This is a genomic window from Bacillus sp. WC2503 (genome assembly GCF_052682895.1).
This window is the reverse complement of record NZ_JBQYMD010000001.1, coordinates 1,011,135-1,027,614: the sequence shown is the minus strand read 5'-3', so window position 1 is coordinate 1,027,614 and position 16,480 is coordinate 1,011,135. Positions and strand designations below refer to the sequence as shown.

General features: G+C 34.8%; 14 protein-coding genes, 1 pseudogene, 1 riboswitch and 1 other annotated feature. Of the genes and pseudogenes, 3 read left to right on the top strand and 12 right to left on the bottom strand.

Annotated elements, in window-relative coordinates; all coding sequences use genetic code 11:
* Positions 1 to 5: 5 nt before the first annotated feature.
* Together ACUN26_RS05510 and ACUN26_RS05505 are read right to left on the bottom strand one after the other, a co-directional pair.
* Positions 6 to 284 (bottom strand): annotated as a pseudogene (locus tag ACUN26_RS05510) (hypothetical protein).
* A 34-nt stretch (positions 285 to 318) separates the two neighbouring features.
* A complete protein-coding gene (locus ACUN26_RS05505; RefSeq protein ID WP_001161182.1) occupies positions 319 to 1,581 on the bottom strand; it encodes an MFS transporter in 1,263 nt (420 codons plus the stop codon).
* A gap of 140 nt (positions 1,582 to 1,721) precedes the next feature.
* Between ACUN26_RS05505 and ACUN26_RS05500 the strand changes: the two genes are divergently transcribed.
* Positions 1,722 to 2,207 (top strand): 8-oxo-dGTP diphosphatase, encoded by a 486-nt coding sequence (locus ACUN26_RS05500; RefSeq protein WP_001139831.1) that lies wholly within the window; start codon positions 1,722 to 1,724, stop codon positions 2,205 to 2,207.
* 28 nt (positions 2,208 to 2,235) lie between these two features.
* Here ACUN26_RS05500 and ACUN26_RS05495 read toward each other — a convergent pair whose 3' ends face one another.
* Genes ACUN26_RS05495 through ACUN26_RS05485 form a run of 3 tightly spaced genes read right to left on the bottom strand, consistent with a single transcriptional unit; the run spans position 2,236 to position 5,388 of the window.
* The gene (locus ACUN26_RS05495; RefSeq protein WP_000789377.1) at positions 2,236 to 3,861 is read right to left on the bottom strand and encodes a YndJ family protein; all 1,626 of its coding nucleotides are present in this window, start codon (positions 3,859 to 3,861) and stop codon (positions 2,236 to 2,238) included.
* Between the two features lie 5 nt (positions 3,862 to 3,866).
* Positions 3,867 to 4,478, bottom strand: a complete 612-nt coding sequence (locus ACUN26_RS05490; protein WP_000182195.1) for a DUF4166 domain-containing protein — start codon at positions 4,476 to 4,478, stop codon at positions 3,867 to 3,869.
* 4 nt (positions 4,479 to 4,482) lie between these two features.
* Positions 4,483 to 5,388, bottom strand: a complete 906-nt coding sequence (locus tag ACUN26_RS05485; protein ID WP_000824130.1) for a DoxX-like family protein — start codon at positions 5,386 to 5,388, stop codon at positions 4,483 to 4,485.
* Positions 5,389 to 5,580: 192 nt separating this feature from the next.
* Positions 5,581 to 5,767: riboswitch (Lysine riboswitch) on the top strand.
* A gap of 201 nt (positions 5,768 to 5,968) precedes the next feature.
* Here ACUN26_RS05485 and ACUN26_RS05480 point away from each other — a divergent pair.
* Entirely contained in the window at positions 5,969 to 7,198 is a 1,230-nt protein-coding gene (locus tag ACUN26_RS05480; RefSeq protein ID WP_000448019.1) for an aspartate kinase, read from the top strand.
* Positions 7,199 to 7,388: 190 nt separating this feature from the next.
* On the opposite strand, the gene ACUN26_RS05475 is transcribed toward ACUN26_RS05480, so the two are convergent.
* The 3 genes from ACUN26_RS05475 to ACUN26_RS05465 all read right to left on the bottom strand — a co-directional run bounded on the left by ACUN26_RS05475 (position 7,389) and on the right by ACUN26_RS05465 (position 9,604).
* On the bottom strand, positions 7,389 to 7,838 hold the full coding sequence (locus tag ACUN26_RS05475) for a helix-turn-helix domain-containing protein (RefSeq protein WP_000021945.1): 450 nt from the start codon (positions 7,836 to 7,838) through the stop codon (positions 7,389 to 7,391).
* A 149-nt stretch (positions 7,839 to 7,987) separates the two neighbouring features.
* Positions 7,988 to 8,971 carry an aspartate--ammonia ligase gene (gene asnA, locus ACUN26_RS05470; protein WP_000284901.1) on the bottom strand — a complete coding sequence of 328 codons (984 nt, stop codon included), beginning with the start codon at positions 8,969 to 8,971 and terminating at the stop codon, positions 7,988 to 7,990.
* Positions 8,972 to 9,041: 70 nt separating this feature from the next.
* Positions 9,042 to 9,299, bottom strand: a binding site (T-box leader).
* 131 nt (positions 9,300 to 9,430) lie between these two features.
* Positions 9,431 to 9,604 carry a hypothetical protein gene (locus ACUN26_RS05465; protein WP_002038409.1) on the bottom strand — a complete coding sequence of 58 codons (174 nt, stop codon included), beginning with the start codon at positions 9,602 to 9,604 and terminating at the stop codon, positions 9,431 to 9,433.
* Positions 9,605 to 9,705: 101 nt separating this feature from the next.
* Between ACUN26_RS05465 and ACUN26_RS05460 the strand changes: the two genes are divergently transcribed.
* On the top strand, positions 9,706 to 9,840 hold the full coding sequence (locus tag ACUN26_RS05460; protein ID WP_000047591.1) for a DUF3934 domain-containing protein: 135 nt from the start codon (positions 9,706 to 9,708) through the stop codon (positions 9,838 to 9,840).
* 101 nt (positions 9,841 to 9,941) lie between these two features.
* Here ACUN26_RS05460 and ACUN26_RS05455 read toward each other — a convergent pair whose 3' ends face one another.
* The 4 genes from ACUN26_RS05455 to ACUN26_RS05440 form a co-directional block, all read right to left on the bottom strand.
* The gene (locus ACUN26_RS05455) at positions 9,942 to 13,148 is read right to left on the bottom strand and encodes a DEAD/DEAH box helicase (protein ID WP_000011061.1); all 3,207 of its coding nucleotides are present in this window, start codon (positions 13,146 to 13,148) and stop codon (positions 9,942 to 9,944) included.
* Positions 13,149 to 13,533: 385 nt separating this feature from the next.
* Entirely contained in the window at positions 13,534 to 14,769 is a 1,236-nt protein-coding gene (locus tag ACUN26_RS05450) for an MFS transporter (RefSeq protein WP_000033171.1), read from the bottom strand.
* A 146-nt stretch (positions 14,770 to 14,915) separates the two neighbouring features.
* On the bottom strand, positions 14,916 to 15,386 hold the full coding sequence (locus ACUN26_RS05445) for a MarR family transcriptional regulator (protein ID WP_001030884.1): 471 nt from the start codon (positions 15,384 to 15,386) through the stop codon (positions 14,916 to 14,918).
* Positions 15,387 to 15,547: 161 nt separating this feature from the next.
* The gene (locus ACUN26_RS05440) at positions 15,548 to 16,480 is read right to left on the bottom strand and encodes a response regulator (RefSeq protein WP_033657313.1); all 933 of its coding nucleotides are present in this window, start codon (positions 16,478 to 16,480) and stop codon (positions 15,548 to 15,550) included.

Genomic DNA, 16,480 nt, shown 5'->3' with positions numbered 1-16,480 from the left:
ATGGCTTAGTCTTTTTTTATGAAATCCGATTGGATTGCTTCTGTCACTTCTTTTGCAATTGCCATTTTCGTTGCTTTCTTGCAAATACATGTTTCCCATATATGTACAGAAGACTCTTCATTAGAAAGATGCTTCAATAATATGAACCGTTCATACTCTATTTTATTATCAACAGGAGTCACAATATATACAGTAAAATTCTTCGTATTAAATACCTGTTATTTTACAACATATTCGCCTTGTAGTTCCGATTCTAAAAATTCGTTGAAGCAATCTACAACCATATAAGATAACTCCTTTCATTATTCATCCAAATTTTTAATCAAACTTACGAATACTTGGGACAGATAGCGCTATTACAATTGTAAAGATTACGAATAATGCTAGCATTAATATAGTTACCTCTCCGCCTATTACATTCGCTAACCAACCAACAACTACATATCCTAATGGTAATAAAGCAAAAGAACCTAACATATCAAGGCTTGCTACTCTTCCGAAAGCTTCTTCCGGTACGAGCTCTTGTAAACTCGTTTCCCAAATGAGTCCAAATATCATCATACCGAATCCTTCAATTGCCATTAAGAATATTAAAGCAGGCGCCCAAGAAATAAAAGGCATAACTAATAGAGCGAAGCCGCTAATTAAAACACCTCCATAGGCCAGTAACCCTCTCTTGTGCCACCGCTCTTTCCCACCAAATATTAATGCGGCAATTACAGCACCGCCACCAGAAGATGCCATTCCCAGTCCGTAAACGTAAGCTTCAAAATGATGATGAATATTAAATAACCATGGAATTAATACGACGATAATGCCGGCATAACAAATATTTACGAAAGAAAAAACGAAGATTGTAATCCAAAGCCACGGATGACTTTTTAAAACTAAAACACCCTCCATAAACTCCTTTTTATAATCGACCTTACTCTTTTCAATCGATTTTATTTTTTTAAACTTAATTTCTTTTAAAAATAATAAACATAAAAATGATAATAAGTACGTTGCTGCATCTAATCCAAATCCTATCCCAGCAGATGCAACTGAAACGATTAATCCACCAAGTGCTGGTCCAATTAACCGTATGCCTTGATTACTCATTTGCGTTAATGCATTAGCTGCATTGCGAATTTCAGGTACGAATACTTTCGCCCTCACGGCAGAATATGCTGGCTGAAATATCCCTTCCATAAGTCCATATACGGCAACGAGGACATATAACAGCCTAATCGTTAACAAATCCGTAAATATAAGTGATGCAAGTAATAGCATTACTATACAGCGGATTATATCCGTAAATAACATTAATTTTACTCGATCAATTCGATCTACAACTAACCCTGCAAACGGTAAAGCAAGAATATTAGGTAGCATATACATTGCCATAGTCATCCCCATTACAACTGTTGAACCAGTTAGTGAGTAAACAACGACTGGCAAAATAACCATTGTTATAGAACTCCCTAAAGTTGAAAGCAATTGTCCAATCCACAAAAACTTAAAATGCCGTGATACTTTAACTGGCAACAGTAATTTTCCGACATATCCTAAACCTTTTTTGGTTTGTATTTCTCCCTGCATTTTCCTCACCTCTTTTCACTTAACTATAAACTCTATAATAAACATCTGAAAAATATTAATATTCTATTTTAAATTATAATATGAAACTACTATATATATGGTAAAATTATCAAAAAAAATACAAGGGAGAAAATATGGTCATGCCTTCCAATTCACCTAACATCGAGCACCAGATCTATACAATGTGTATGATCCAGCGTAACAATGAAATTTTACTTTTAAAACGTCCCAATCATCGAGGCTTTCCTGGCTATATAGCTCCTGGCGGAAAAGTAGATTTTCCAGAAAGTATCGTCCAAGCTGCTATACGAGAAGTAAAAGAAGAAACTGGACTACACGTTTCTAATTTAACTTTTAAAGGGGTAGACGAATATGTAAATCCTAAGGGGCATGTTCGATATATGGTATTCAACTATTGGACCGACTCATTTGAAGGCGAGCTTCTTATTAATCCTCCTGAGGGTGAATTAGTATGGGTGCCAATCGATACAGCACTCAATCTTCCTATGCAAGATTGGTTTAAAGAAAGATTCCCATTATTTTTTGAAAAAGGTACGTTTGAAATTCAACGTGTTTGGGACCGAGACTTAGATAAACAAGTCGCTATGACAATTACCCATACGTAAAAAAGCTTGGAATCCTTCCAAGCTTTTCTTACTTCACCTCTATTTTCTTAATCTCATAATCAATTTCTAAAAACTTAACTCCGAATATCCACATTTTATGGTGAGCAGTTAGCATGTGACCCTTTCCCTCTTTAATGATAAAAATCTCTGTTAACGGTAAACGGATTGTAAAGAAACCAGTATGTAAATAAATCCCCTCATCTCCCTTACTATTTTCTCTCAACTTACTAGTAATGATTAAATCATTGCTATCATTACATACTTTTAAAATACCTGTCATATTCGAATAAGGTAAAGGCAATGCAATATTCATATATGTCTCGTTCTTATGCGTATGTTTTGAATACAGAGCCAAAAAAATAGACTCTCCTGCTTCATTTTCCCTTAGCCAAGCCCTTACATTCTCTCTCCCATCTTTCTCATCATTTACACCTATGATAGAACCATACATTGTTTCCCACTTATCGCCCATCCCTAAATGTATTTGTCCTACTCGTTTACTCATTTTCGTATAACAAAATGCAAATGGACGGAACCAACGAGCCCATTTAATATTCGATTGTAACTCATACGCTGCTGTATTTTCATAAAAACGAATTATACTTAAAGGAACCTTCGTCACGTCAAATGACTCACTATGAAAATCATTTATTTTATCAACTAAACCGTTGTATTCCTTACTATCTACTAAATTTCCATTCTGTAAAAATGTCCCACCAATTCTCACGCTTCCTCTTAATCTACTCATTGGTTTCCCATAGTACTTATAATTTGGAGCACTCTTTTCAATCATCCAACCTACAAATGCTGGTAATGCTACTCCAATACCATTTACCACACCGTGAATCCAAACCATTTGAGCAATTGTAATCGTCAGTACTTGTTTTAAATTTCCGTATGAATATATGAGTGAGAACATAATTGTAACCATGAGCGTACTAGACGAAATGATTAAGAGAACCTTTGCACGAATAGCATTAAATTTCGCTTTCCAAACGTAAATACCATATCCATAAATAGCACATAAATATATCACAACTGCAAAAAATTCAAATATCCTCAAATATGTAATTCCTATTGCAACTGTCATAGGTGAAATCATGATGATAAACATAATAGCATCATACACTTTACTTCTCTTTTCTCTTTTTCTCCCTATTAAACCAGCTGATAATGGCAATAAAAACGCCGAATAATGAAAATGTGCAGCTGTGAGTAAAACAATGTCAGAGCTAAAATGCATAATTGAAAGTTTTGCTACTGAAGCAAAAAACCAAAAACCACCTAAAAACAAATAAATAAACGCACTATCTATGACGGTCTCCTCTAACGGCTTCCATCCTCTTTCTAGCAATCTACTTACACCAAATAACGCAACAATTCCTGTATATACAAACCAAACTAGCGCAAATAAATAGTGATTTGTGACGAAAGCTAGCATTGCGCAAATTGCTGCGATTGGATATAAAAACGATACGAATTTATAAAATAATAAATACGATCCATTTCTTGTTCTTTTATCAATAATACAAAAAGACATCGGTATAAATAATAAAACAGATAATAATATAATTGCTTCAACAGGATTTATATTCGACCACTCACATATTAGAAAAACAACATAACAAGCAAGCCCAAATATTATATTTTTCATATCGTTTATTCCCTTTCTACAAATGTTCCCTTGTATGAAAAAAGCGAACCAATTAACGGGTTTCGTACTTGTACATGAATTCGAAAACATTTCAGTGCTTCATCATAACTTTCAAAAATTTTTGCTTCTCCGTATAAAAATTTCGGTAACGGAATTTTTCTCCCTAACATATAAAACCATTGTTTTTTTGAAGAAATATGCATTCCACCTGCCTCGTCAATATGAAAATTCAATGTAGAAACAAGTATATGCGGCTCACCAAAATAATCTACGATTTCATGTTTCTCCTCATCCAGCTGCATAACGGCGTTAAAATATCTTTTCTTATTATGAAAATAAAAAGTACGATTCCACCGTACAGATTCATTTCCATGTTCATCCCGCTCAGCGTAATTATGTATCGTAAACGGAACTTCTTGCCCTCGCTCAGAAAAAAACATTCGGAACTTGGCTGCAATTTTTAATATCATTTTAACGAAAAAAGAACCTCCGTAAATTTCATCCATCTTCCCTTCTCCGACGAAGCTATTTTCTTCTGTAACCTCATAGCGTTTCTGTAATTTCGGATGAAGTTTTTTATAAGAATCCCCTAATAGTCTTTCATAAATATTAGTCATACACTTATCCCTTTCTCGTCCTCTTACAATTGTTTGCGCTTGGCAAATCAAAGCTATTCAAATAACCGACAATCGATAATCCGATTAGAAGAAGATTTAATGTGATTGGATTAAACGGCCCTGTAAAGCTTGCGATATTCGTCCATCCTGCTGCTATCGTTAAAGCTATTAACATAACAATATGCATTATAAATATTTTTCGTTTTGGAAGTGGAAGTACCCATATGGCACCAAAAATAATTTCTAATATCCCAATCATTTTAAGTATAAATACACTGCTTTCATTCGACCCAATGAGTGAAAGCATCTTCACTTCTTCTGGATGGCTAAAAATTATTTTCGGGACAATTCCTTGATATATCCATACAAAAGCAAATAAAAAACATACGAGCCAATACGTCATTGTTCTTCTAATTAGTAACCTAGGATGAAGCCCCTTTTCTAACCATAATTTTAAGGCATCAAAACTCCAAGCAGTCGCCCAACCTAATAATGGACGAAACATATATGAATCAATCACATTTCCTATACGACCATATCTCGTATCATAATCATATTGCGTTTCAAAATGAATACACTCTTTATGCGGTGTATACTTCCAATAACCACGCCCTATTCGTATAAGTGATAATGTATTGTCTGTCCAAAATTTCAAAGAAGAAATCCGTTCACCAGTTTCTTTTCTTATTTCACCTATCGATTCCCCTTCTCCGCCTATTTCAAGCCCAAATCCTATCTTTGTTTTATATAAAAACTTCTGTGGTTCTCCCTCTTTTTTCTCTAAATACGAAATTTCAGTAAAACGAGCATCCCATTCTGTATGTAGGTCTGGTTCTTGCGTATATTCCCATAATTTCTCTATTGTCGTTTTCATTTCTGTTGCAACATAAATAGGCCTTTTTCTTTTCATACTCCGACCTCCTACACTCTATATTTTTAATGTACATGTAATATATGTATTTTGCTACATTTTTCACAAACTTTATCTCTAAAAAGAAAGAATTTTGAAAATACATATAAAACACTTGATTCCCTGAATAATTTAAATTATTATAAAACAAATGTTACCAACAACTTCATAAATCAAACACTCTCGCCTAAAACGTGAGATAGAGGTTGCAATACTTATGAGTATTCTAATGGAGACACAGAGATGTCTATGAAATTGGATGAAAGGAAGTGTTGCCGAAATTGATAAATTTCTCTGCATTTATCAATTGGGGCTGTTTTCGAATAGAAACAGAACTGTCATATGTACAGACATGTACGTATGAAGAGCTATCTACAAAAAAGAGATATCATTTTCATGGTATTCCTTTTTTGGCGGTTTTTTTATTAGCTCCGTTTTCTGTTTCCCTTTTCCTGTAACAGCACCATCCTCACTTATTTGAGATGGTGTTTTTTGTTTTTCTCTCTGGTAACTACAGGAATATTGGGATTTATATATGTCCTAATCTATTCTTAAAAATGGACGAAAGAAGGAATTCGTAATGGAAACGATTGTACAAAAATTTGGTGGTACTTCTGTCGGAAGTGTTGAGCGCATTCAACATGTGGCAAATTTAATTATTGAAGAATATGAACGAGGACATAGTATCGTCTCTGTCGTTTCAGCAATGGGGAAAAGCACAGATGAACTTGTAGCACTTGCTAACGCTATTGCGGAAAATCCGAGTAAACGTGAAATGGATATGCTTCTATCTACAGGAGAACAAGTAACTATTTCATTATTAACAATGGTACTACAAGCAAAAGGTTATAACGCAATTTCATTAACAGGATGGCAAGCTGGTATTACGACAGAATCTGTACACAGTAGTGCACGGATTACTGACATTAACGTTGAGCGTATTCAGTCTTATCTTACTGAAGGCACGATTGTTATCGTAGCTGGTTTCCAAGGAATCAGTGAAAAAAATGAAATTACAACGCTTGGACGTGGTGGCTCTGATACGACAGCTGTTGCATTAGCAGCGGCACTAAAAGCGAAAAAATGTGATATTTATACGGATGTAACAGGCGTATACACGACGGATCCACGAGTTGTAAAGACAGCTTACAAATTAGATGAAATTTCTTATGATGAAATGTTAGAACTGGCAAACCTCGGCGCCGGCGTATTACATCCACGTGCTGTTGAATTTGCCAAAAATCATCATGTCGTTTTAGAAGTTCGCTCAAGTATGGAACAAGAAAACGGAACAATTGTAAAAGGAGAATGTAACATGGAACAACAATCAATCGTTAAAGGTATTGCTTTTGAAGATAATATTACACGTGTCACAGTGAAAGGATTGGAACAAGGTTCACTTTCAATAATTTTCTCTACGTTAGCTAACGCACATATTAATGTAGATATTATTATTCAAAGTATTACAAATGAAGGAACTGTTCATCTTTCCTTCTCTATCCATTCTAATGACTTACAAGAAACACTAGAAGTATTGGAACAGAACCAAGAAGATCTTCACTATGAGTCTGTAGAACATGAAAATCATTTAGCAAAAGTATCAATTGTAGGATCTGGTATGGTATCTAATCCAGGTGTTGCTGCGAATATGTTCACTACTTTAAAAGAAGAAGATATTCATATTAAAATGGTAAGTACATCTGAAATTAAAGTGTCTGTCGTTATTGACCGCCTTCATTTAGTAACAGGTGTGGAAGCACTTCATCAATCATTTATGGCGAAAATTGAGCCTTTAGTGCAAATGAGCTAATTTAATATTTTTATTGCAACTTACAAAAACATATTAATCTATTTCTTTCCTATATAAATAAAAAGCTGTTTGCATAGATTTCAAGACTCTACGCAAACAGCTTTTTAATATATTATCGATATCCAAAAATCATTATAAAACAATGAAATTATTCTTTAAACTCTTTCCTAGGAAATATAGTTGACTCTTCTTACTTCTTATCACACATATCGTTTCTCTCTTTCCCTTGAAAAAATGATCTATATTCATTGAAAATAATTTTCTTCACATCCGAGTAAAAGACCATCATGAATAGTGCAATTCCTAATACAACCACCTGTATTTTTTCATACTCAATGAACGCACTCATAATGAGCAAACCACATCCAATATAAAAACCAAACTCATTCTCTTTCTCAAAATCCGCCTCTTCTTCATCAATATGTATTTTCTCTTTAAAGCTTTGATTCCCTTTTATTAACTCATCTAGCGTAACGTTGTACATTTCGCTCAGTAAAATTAAATTATCAATGTCAGGGTAACTTTTATCATTTTCCCACTTATAAACCGCTTGCCTCGTCACACCAATTTTTTTAGCAACATCCTCTTGCGAAAACTCCTTTGATTCTCTTAGTTTTTTTAGCTGTTCTCCTATACTCATAACGTCCCCTCCTTTAGCAAATTATTACATAAAGGGAGATAAAAAAGAAAGAAACTATTAGTAACACGCACTGTAAACCACTAGTTTACACAATAAAAAAAGGGAGAGTAACTCTATTTTCAAGCTACTCTCCCTCTCACTTATATTAATTAAAACAGATGAATGTTTTCTTTCTTACAAGCTTCACGTAAATCGTCAGGCCATACAGAAGATTGAACTTCACCGATATGTGCTTTGCGTAAAAAGTACATGCACATTCTTGATTGTCCAATACCACCACCAATTGTTAATGGTAGTACATCTTCTAAAATACCTTTATGGAAATCATACTCACGTTTGAAATCATCACCCGTTTTTGTTAACTGTTCATCAAGTGATTTACTATCAACACGAATTCCCATTGATGATAATTCGAATGAAGCTTGTAATACTGGGTGCCAGAATAAAATGTCACCGTTTAATTTCCAATCATCATAATCGGCTGCGCGTCCGTCATGCTTTTCACCTGAACGAAGTGCATCACCAATTCCGATAATGAAGACTGCACCGTGTTCTTTTGCAATTGCATGTTCACGGTCTTTCGGCGTTAATTCTGGATATTTATCTTCTAGCTCTTGGGAAGTAATGAAAACAACTTCTTCTGGTAAATACTTTCCAAGGAACGGATATTTTTCAAATAAGTGATCTTCCAAATCTTTGAATATTCCATAAATTGTCCGTACTGTTTCTTGTAAGTAATCTACAGTGCGCCATTCTTTTTGAACGATTTTTTCCCAATCCCATTGGTCGACGTAAATGGAATGTGTTGCATCAAGTTCTTCATCACGACGAATCGCGTTCATGTTTGTATATAAACCTTCACCAGCTTCATATCCATATTCATGTAGTGCAAATCGTTTCCACTTTGCTAGTGAATGAACAATTTCTAATTCTTCTCCTGAATGTAACATATCAAATTCAATTGGACGTTCTACACCGTTTAGATGATCGTTTAATCCTGATTTTTTTGTTACGAATAATGGTGCAGATACGCGGAATAGTTCAAGACGTTTTGCTAATTGGTCTTCGAAAAATGTTTTAACTTCCTTAATTGCGATTTGAGTCTCTCTTACTGTCATTAATGATTGATACATGGTGGTTTCCCCCTAAAATGTTTGGATGTTGTGAAAAGAAGCCAACAAAAAAAGCCCTTCTTCCCCAAAAAACTGGGACGAAAGGCTTTGGTTCCGCGGTACCACCCAAATTAGCAACAGAGGTTGCTCACTTATACAGTACGGAGATGAAGATCTCGATACTGTTCTTCTTGTAACGGCGAAGTGCCCGGCTAAGTCTACTTTCCTATAAAGGGTTTCGGTTAGCAACTCCAGGAGGTTCTTCATAATAGGCTTCGTATCAGGCTCACACCACCCCTGACTCGCTTAGACTACGTCCTACTACTACTCGTCCTTTCATAGTCGTTTTGTTGTCACATCTCTGAAACATTTTATTAATGATTATTCTATACAAAAAATAAAGAAAGTCAACAAAAAGTTTTAAAATATTTTTCAATTCTATATTTTACGGCTTTATTGATTGTTGTTAATTTAACATCTTTACTTCTTCTGCCTCGTCAATCCAAAAAATGTTTCACTAACCGAAACTAACGTATACACAACAATTAGTGTAATCGTTCGAAATATAGAATCCGCAGTATTTCTTATTATTTTCATTTTCTTTGTAATTCCTTTCAGTTTACTTGCAATTTCATGATATACTATAGCATTCAAGCAGTTTGTTTTTACTTAAAGCAAACATAGTCATTTATCAAGAGTATTTTCTAATTCATTGACTATTATCAAACAAGATTTTTATATAACGGAGTGATCATATGAGCAAAACGAAAGCGAAACCGAAAAAAGGTGTAGGACAAGGTACAGGAAGTAAAGGATGGAACCGTTGGCAATCAAGTGCAAAGAAAAAGAAAGCAGCAAAGCCATATAAAAGTAAAGGCACAAAGAAGTAATTTAAATACCATTTGATTTCTTTACTTTGTTCAAAACAAAATATAATTATTAAAACAAAAAACTATGCTCTCATAAATTTGAAAGCATAGCTTTTTTTATTTTAAATCATAAGAATTTCTCGAATTTCTTCCTCAGTTATGGAGGATAATTTCCCTTCTCCTGGCTCAATTACTTCAGCAATTAAATTTTTCTTCGTTTCTTGTAGTTCATGCATTTTCTCTTCAATTGTTCCGTGGGCTACTAACTTAATAACTTGCACCGTATTTTTTTGTCCCATTCTATATGCTCTATCTGCTGCTTGTTGTTCAACAGCTGGATTCCACCATAAATCATATAATATCACTGTATCTGCACCAGTTAAGTTAAGACCCGTACCACCAGCTTTTAAAGAAATAAGAAACAAATCGCCTTCACCTTCGTTAAACCGATTGCATAGCTCTACACGTTCCTGCGCTGGTGTACTCCCGTCTAAATAAAAGTATGGAATCGCTTGACGATTTAACTCACGACCAATAATGGAAAGCATCTTCGTAAATTGAGAAAAGATCAAAATTCTCTTCCCAGTACTTCTACATTCTTCTAAAATCTCTAACAGTTGTTCAAATTTAGCTGAACTGCCTTTGTAATCATCAACGAATAAAGCAGGATGATTACAAATTTGTCGTAATCTCGTTAAACCAGCTAATATTCTAATTTTATTTTTACGTAACGTATCTTTGTCTAAATGTTTTAACGTTTCTTCCCTTAATTTCGCTAAATAAGCTGCATACAATCTCTTTTGGTCTGGTAATAACTCCGATGACTGTAAATGCTCTATTTTATCTGGCAACTCATTTAATACGTCCTCTTTTAATCGTCTTAATACGAATGGTTTCACTCGCTTCGCTATATCCTCACGCCTTAAATCACCGAACTCTTTTCTTCCTGGTAATAATTCTGGGAAGACGACATGGAAGATAGACCATAGCTCTTCTAACGAATTTTCTACAGGTGTTCCTGTTAATCCGAAACGATACTCCGCTTGAATCGTTTTCACCGCTTTTGCAGTTTGCGTTGTAGGGTTTTTAAACGCTTGTGCTTCATCAAGAAATAGTGTATGAAACGGCCTTTCATACAACCTTATATCTCTTCTCAGCAATGGATATGACGTAATTATGACATCAAATTCTGCTATATCTTTTAAAATTTTCCGGCGCTCTATTTGATTTCCATCTGCAATAACTGCTCTAATATGCGGGGCGAATTTTTTCAATTCACTCAGCCAATTATAGACGAGGGACGACGGAGAGACTACTAATATAGGCATGTTTTTCTCTCGAATTTCAGGCAAAACAGAGTCTATAAAAGCAATGCTTTGCAGTGTTTTCCCGAGTCCCATATCGTCTGCTAAAATGCCTCCAAAACGGTAATAGGCGAGTGTTTTCATCCACTCGAATCCATACACTTGATACTCTCGCATTTCTGCCTGTAAAGTATTTGGCACAGCAAATTTCAATTTTTTCGGGTTTTGAATATTTTCTACTAGCTCTTGAACAGAATCATCCAAACTTAAAACATTACCTTCGTGAAGTCCGTTCATCCATTTTACACTCCGGATAAGCGGAACATTCACTTCTTCCCCATGTAAAAATTCTTTCCGAATACTCGTTTCTTTTACAAATTGATTAATTTCATTAAACTCTTTACTCTCCAGTGATAATAAAGAACCGTTCGCTAATCGGTAATATTTCCGTTTCTCTTCAAGAGCTACTAATACTCCTTTAATTTCCGCCTCCGGTATTCCTTTTATATCAAAACGAAATGACAACCAGTCTATCCTCTCTTTTCGTCTAACTCTAATAAGAGGAGCTGTATCTCCTTTATGAATTCGTAATTTGATTGCTGTCGTCGCATAAATATCAAGTAAACCTTTTAATGTTGGAACGACGTGATATAAAAAATTGTACTCAGCTTCTTCATTATGCATAAAGTAACCGCCTTCCGTTTTCGCAAAGGCACTTTCACTCATAATATCTAAAATCTCTTTTTCCTTTTTCTCATCACGATTAAAAACAGACGGCTGTCCATCCTCTTCTAACGGATTAATTATGACGTTTCCATAGTGAAATTCAAGACCTGCTAACAAGCGATTTTTCACTCTATCTAAATATAATTTCGCTTTTAATACGGGTGTTTCAACACGATCTGATACTACCTCATCAATTCGTACAGTTCCTAGCTTCATTAAACCTGGTACAACTTTTGCTACAAAATATTCCATCTTATCTGCCGGAATGTATAATTGGTTACTACTAGAGCGATTCATCATTTTTTGTAATTCGATAAGCCGCTTGCAATCCTCAGCGTTCAACTGATACAGTTTCCCTCCAAATAGAGCATAACTATACGTATCCATTACCTCAACTCGTTGTAAGCCATCAATATAAAGCGTAAACCCACTGTTACTCCCTTTATTAAACTCAAAATGTAATGGAAGGAGTCCTTTTGAAATTTGTAAACCATGAAAAGATTGTCCATTTTGATTCAGTCTCACACACTCAACTTTAGAAAGTAAAGAAAGCATATCCCCCCAAGACGCTGGCGGTATTAAAATCATGCTATCATCTTGTTTTGCATGTACTTCTAGCGTATCCTCATACATTTTTTCATTATGATGAATTTTAATAAGTTGCTGAATAATCGCATCTGTATCTTGTTTAAAGCTATGTACATCTGGTGTATATGTAAACTCATTGGAACAATTAAAAAGTTCTCTTCTCTCCACCTTAAAAAGAAATTCTCTAATCTGATTTACGAAATACGTTTTGGCAAGTTTCAGCTGCATTCCTAGAAGCGCTCCACCTTGTTTCGTAACTACTGGTGTACAAATAAATTCAACATGAAGTATTTCACGTGTATCAAAACGATGTTGTTTACTTTTCGGTCTCAGTGGCTTGTCTGCAAACAACTGAAACATCCCACTTGTTAATTGATCATTCCCGCTCATGTGTTCACTACTAGCTGGGCGCATTCCACCCGTTTGCTGATTATAATTTATTTGTATCAATACTGCTGCAACATGTTGACAGTACGTTTGAAAAGACGCTAATGACGGACAACTACATTTCGCAACAACATCACCCTTTTTAATTTTTTCGACTGTAACATGAAAATCTTCGTTTCCTTTTACTGTCGCCTCGCAAATTTCTTTATTTTCATCATAATGATTTATTATTACTTTATTTGATTTATAATAAGCTTCGCCTCTTTTATATGAGGTCTCTCCGCACACTTCTTTAATAATCGATTTATTTAACGTAAAACTCATTGCTTTGACACTTCCTTACTGTAAAACCATTTTCTCTTACTTAACATTTTACATGCTTCACGAGAAAATATAAAATGTTGGTTTAACAAAAAAGATACTTATTTATAAACGCCTCAGACTGTAAGCAAATAGAGTTTCAGCACTTGTCCCTAAACTCTTAAAACCGCCTATTATACAGGCGGTTCTGAAAGGTTCCAGCATAGTATTTAAATATTTTCTACATTTTTCATGTAAAAGTTTTACTGGCCATCGCATCAATAATTTAAAAGATATGATTTTATGAAGAAGAGTGATAAAGGTTTTTCACACACACACCGTAGAGATGGATGTGCATATTTTGATGCAGGGGGCTTACTGTCTATAATAAGAGGATAAAGTAGATAATTTACATATTTTCATGCGTGCCCTTATATAAGACTGTTATTGCGGCTAGTATAAGGATGATCCCCATACAAGCAGGTGCGGCATGCCCAAGTGAAACATAAATTTGACCTCCAATAATCGGCCCAATCATTCTTGCTAAAGCTTGAATAGATTGACTACCTCCTTGAATCCTTCCTTGTTCACTAGAATCGACAGACTTCGAGAGCATCCCATTGAATGAAGGTCCAAAGATGGAATCACCAAAACCATATATAAACATTCCAGCGATAAGAAACGGATAAAATGAGAACAAAGCTGATGCTGCAATAAGACTATAACCTATAATCTCCGAAACCATTCCGAGAATTGCTATCTGTTTATCAGTAAGTTTTGTCAAAAGTTTTGGCATTATAAAACTTTGTGAAATGATATCTTGGAATCCCATAATTGAAAACATAAGTCCGATTAACGCAGGCTTCCAACTAAAAGTATCCATTGTAAATTGTGAAAAAATTGCCTGTAAAGATCCATTTGGTATCCAAAGTAAGAATGCTGAGACAAGTAGCCATTTTAAATTTTTCATGGAAAGTATATTTGCAAGTTGTGTAAATGGATTCAATCTTACAAAGGTAATCTCTTTCAATCTTTTATTTTTGTCAAGGCTCTCAGGCATATATAAGATTCCATAAACAACATTTAATAAAGTTATGATTACTCCAAAATACATAGGTACAGAATAACCAAACTTGGCAAGATATCCACCTATAGTTGGTCCAATAACAGTGCCTACTCCTACAACCGCACTTACCCATCCGAAGTATTTCGTTCTTTGTTCTGGAGGAATAATATCTGCAAAATATGCGAAGATAGTGCTTATGCTCCCTCCTGTTATACCTTCTATTATGCGCCCAGCAAATAGTATCCATAGAGCTCCTCCTATGCCAAAAACTAAGTACCCGATTGCGGAACCGAAAAGGCATACTAAAAGTAATGGACGACGACCATATTTATCACTCAAAGCTCCAAGTGCGGGAGCCGCAAAAAATACGCAGACTGCATAAACAGAAGTTAATAGCGTAACGAAGACCGCTTGTTCTGCCGAATTACTTGTATACGGCTGCACTAAAAATGGAACGACAGGTATTATAATGCTGAATCCTATTCCACAAAGAAACACAGAGATAAGACCGAATAGTAAGGCGTGTTTATCTATGACTCTTTCCGTATTATGTTCATTATGTGATCTGAATTTGGACATTTACATTCTCACCCCAACAGTTATTTTTGTTTCCTTATCAACAAAACAATAACTCCATTTTGTTTCCCTGTCAACAAAATTACAACAATAAAAAAGGCAATCCATCCTTGGACTGCCTTTCGTTTCATTTTTATTTTTTAAATAGATTACGACTTAATATGTACACCTTGTTTCTTTATTTCTGTATCTAAATGTCTACTATACTTTTCCACAAAGCTAAGTATACTATCAAATTCTTCCTCGGTTACTTGATCAAACACAACTTTATCCCGTTCTTCAAACTCTTTGTGCAGATCCTCATGTATTTTATAAATTACTTTCCCTTGTTCAGTAAGCCTAAAATAGATTTCTTTCTTATTATCCGACTTCTGATAACTTTCGATAAGGCCTTTTTTTATAAGTTTTTTTGTTATTCTACTTATGGCACCGCGAGTCATATAAAAGGACTCCGCAAGTTTTGTCACGTTAGAATCTACATTTTTTTCAATGTATTCGATACAATGTACTTCAGAAGAATTATACCCCTTAAGACTGTCTTCCATCTTATCCTTATTAAGCCAAACAATCTTATTATATAAGTCCCTGAAACCCACTATGATCTTTTCTTCTTTATTCATGCCCTGTCCTCCTCCCCGTTGGTGCATTAACCATATTATATTTATTTTTTGCTTCTATTCCAACTCTAATGAAAAAAGAGAGTCAAAAGCGTGTTGAGCACCAAGAAACTCAATGTCATTTGAACAAGACTTTGTCTACAATCTGAAACACTTATCTCTTTTCATTCTATCTCCATCAACCGTTTTGCCTCAAAATACAACACTTGAATAAACTTCTTCGTGTTAATACGTATATGACCAGAAGCCGCTACTTCATCTTTCGTCATTTCTGTCATCCGTTTTCTAACTATAGTAAAATCAAAAAATTTCGGAGCATAGCTTTCAAATTTCGGATTCGAAAAGTCTGTTAACCCGAGGGAAGCTAAGTGATTTAACGATTGATAAATCGCCCTTCTTACCCTTTGCTCAGATGCTTTCTTCTCTTTATCAATATCCGTATCTAAAGCTACATCCCCTAATTTCCTTATTGTAATATGATGGAAAATATCTTTTAATGCAGGAAATCCAAATTCAAATGTTTGTGCCTTTTCCTGCCCATATAAATATTCCAACATACTAAGCAAGTCTTTGCTTCCGTTCTCTCCCGCAATACCGAGTTCTGATAATAAATAGCGCCCTGAATCCGCTATTTTCTTCCCTTCTTGTATTGGCTCATTTCGAACTTGCGGCTGTTCCCACTTAAAAACGTTATTCAATGATTTTTGAATATCATGTATAGAACGCTCCAAACGAATACGCTCCATTACTTTTCGTACAACAGATACAACTTCAATTTTATTCAGTGGCTTTGTAATATAATATTCTACTCCAAGTGTATACGCCTCACCTATAAGTTGCTTCGATTCAACTTGAGAAATCATAATGATCTTCCCAGTAAAAGCGGACGCAATATGACGAACTGTTTCAATTCCGTCTCGCATTGGCATTAATAAATCAATAAACAAAATATCTACTTTTTTAAAATTCAGTTGGTCCGCTTCAATAAAAGCTCCGTCTTCCGACTCTCCAATTACTTCCCCAAGATCTCCATCTTCAATAATTTGCGAAAGCATAGAACGGAAAACTTCATCATCATCTACGATATAATAAAACAA

Bases quoted from the DNA above. Each gene is read 5' to 3' on its own strand.
- ACUN26_RS05505 (WP_001161182.1), bottom strand. From the start codon at position 1,581: ATGCAGGGAGAAATACAAACCAAAAAAGGTTTAGGATATGTCGGAAAA.
- ACUN26_RS05500 (WP_001139831.1), top strand. From the start codon at position 1,722: ATGCCTTCCAATTCACCTAACATCGAGCACCAGATCTATACAATGTGT.
- ACUN26_RS05495 (WP_000789377.1), bottom strand. From the start codon at position 3,861: ATGAAAAATATAATATTTGGGCTTGCTTGTTATGTTGTTTTTCTAATA.
- ACUN26_RS05490 (WP_000182195.1), bottom strand. From the start codon at position 4,478: ATGACTAATATTTATGAAAGACTATTAGGGGATTCTTATAAAAAACTT.
- ACUN26_RS05485 (WP_000824130.1), bottom strand. From the start codon at position 5,388: ATGAAAAGAAAAAGGCCTATTTATGTTGCAACAGAAATGAAAACGACA.
- ACUN26_RS05480 (WP_000448019.1), top strand. From the start codon at position 5,969: ATGGAAACGATTGTACAAAAATTTGGTGGTACTTCTGTCGGAAGTGTT.
- ACUN26_RS05475 (WP_000021945.1), bottom strand. From the start codon at position 7,838: ATGAGTATAGGAGAACAGCTAAAAAAACTAAGAGAATCAAAGGAGTTT.
- asnA (WP_000284901.1), bottom strand. From the start codon at position 8,971: ATGTATCAATCATTAATGACAGTAAGAGAGACTCAAATCGCAATTAAG.
- ACUN26_RS05460 (WP_000047591.1), top strand. From the start codon at position 9,706: ATGAGCAAAACGAAAGCGAAACCGAAAAAAGGTGTAGGACAAGGTACA.
- ACUN26_RS05455 (WP_000011061.1), bottom strand. From the start codon at position 13,148: ATGAGTTTTACGTTAAATAAATCGATTATTAAAGAAGTGTGCGGAGAG.
- ACUN26_RS05450 (WP_000033171.1), bottom strand. From the start codon at position 14,769: ATGTCCAAATTCAGATCACATAATGAACATAATACGGAAAGAGTCATA.
- ACUN26_RS05445 (WP_001030884.1), bottom strand. From the start codon at position 15,386: ATGAATAAAGAAGAAAAGATCATAGTGGGTTTCAGGGACTTATATAAT.